Source organism: Streptomyces sp. WM6386 (assembly GCF_000972385.1).
In the GTDB taxonomy this organism is placed as follows: Bacteria; Actinomycetota; Actinomycetes; order Streptomycetales; family Streptomycetaceae; genus Streptomyces.
This window is the reverse complement of record NZ_JXTE01000521.1, coordinates 1-428: the sequence shown is the minus strand read 5'-3', so window position 1 is coordinate 428 and position 428 is coordinate 1. Positions and strand designations below refer to the sequence as shown.

The 428-nt window shown below is 74.8% G+C and carries 1 protein-coding gene; it reads left to right on the top strand.

Annotated elements, in window-relative coordinates; all coding sequences use genetic code 11:
• On the top strand, positions 1-274 hold a 274-nt coding region (locus TN53_RS42525; protein ID WP_046264272.1), incomplete at its 5' end, for a sensor histidine kinase.
• Positions 275-428: the final 154 nt, after the last annotated feature.

The window sequence follows — 428 nt, the reverse complement described above, 5'->3', positions numbered from 1 at the left end:
CGCCACCACCGCGTACTACGTCGCCAGCGAGGCCGTCGCCAACGCCGTCAAGCACGCCGAGGCCACGAGCATCGGGGTCGTCGTCGGCGCTGACGGCGACGGAAAGCTGCACGTGAGCGTCGAGGACGACGGGCGCGGCGGCGCCGACCCCCACCGGGGATCAGGACTCGCGGGACTCAAGGACCGGGTCGCCGCCCTCGGTGGCGTCCTGCACATCACCAGCGGCCCCGGCCGAGGGACGACCGTCCGGGCGGTGCTGCCATGCGTATCGTGATCGGCGAGGACTCCGCCCTGTTCCGGGAGGGCCTGGCGCGGCTGCTCGCGGACGCCGGCCACGACATCGTCGCGCGCGCCGCCGACGCGCCCGCGCTCGTGGGCGCCGTCCTGGAACACCGCCCCGACCTGGCCGTGATCGACATCCGCATGCC